Origin of the sequence: Pseudomonas meliae, from assembly GCF_001400515.1 — a bacterium.
Taxonomy (GTDB): Bacteria; Pseudomonadota; Gammaproteobacteria; order Pseudomonadales; family Pseudomonadaceae; genus Aquipseudomonas; species Aquipseudomonas amygdali.
Genome location: NZ_LJQT01000035.1, coordinates 1 through 960, shown reverse-complemented (window position 1 = coordinate 960; position 960 = coordinate 1). Strand labels below are relative to the sequence as shown.

General features: G+C 49.2%; 1 pseudogene. It reads left to right on the top strand.

Annotation, left to right across the window (positions count from 1 at the left end):
* Positions 1-956 (top strand): annotated as a pseudogene (locus tag ALO64_RS01685) (site-specific integrase); the annotation flags it as partial.
* Between the last annotated feature and the right edge of the window lie 4 nt (positions 957-960).

Below are 960 nucleotides of genomic sequence, written 5' to 3'. Positions count from 1 at the left end.
TTACAGTGGCGGTGACACCTACAGCGAGAGTGTTCTATCTCTTACTGATACCTGCTACGCAATGACCCTGGCTATGACCGGGCGGCGAAGGGTGCAAATTACAGCGTTGAAGCTGAAAGATTTGCTTTCACACTCTCACCAAGACGGCGAAAAATACTATATCAACTTTCCACGAGCTAAGCAGCGGAGCCAGTTTTGGCGCGCGGAATTCAGTAAATTCTCAATAGTCGAAGATTTATGGCTACTTTTGAAGCAGCAGGCATTTGTGGTTCGCGCAGCATTTTCGGATAGGTTCGGAGAGGGGCTTTCCCCTTGAGTTGATCCCTGAGCTTCCGCTATTTCCAGTTATGAAGAATGTTGGCACTCTCTCGGAGTTAAGGACGCAACTCAAAGGGGATCGCTTGCATGCGCCAAGCCATTTTGTAAAGGCCGCCATGGATCGAGTTGAGAAAACGATATCTGTTATCAGCGAGCGAACAGGTTTTCCGGTTCATCTGAATCCGACTCGATTCCGTTACACCTTGGGGACCAACCTCGCTCGGGAAGGGAGAGGTGAGTTTGTCATTGCTGAAGCACTCGATCATTCTGATACTCAGAATGCTGGTGTGTATGTGAAGAACATCCCTGAAATTGTCGAGAGAATAGATAAGGCAGTGGCTATGCAACTAGCCCCCATAGCCCAAGCGTTTCAAGGCGTACTCATTGTCTCTGAGAGCCACGCAAAGCGAGGAAATGACCCAAGCAGCAGAATTTCCAATGGTGTTGTGGGGTTGGGCTCCTGCGGTAGCTTCGGCTTTTGCGGCGCTTTAGCACCTATTGCCTGTTACACCTGCAATCATTTCCAGCCTTGGTTAAACGGTCCGCATGAAGCTGTTCTGGATGGCTTGATCAAGGAGCGTGACAGAGTACTAGAACAGACGGAAGACAGAAAAATTGCTTCCGTTAAGAGGGTGTAGACAA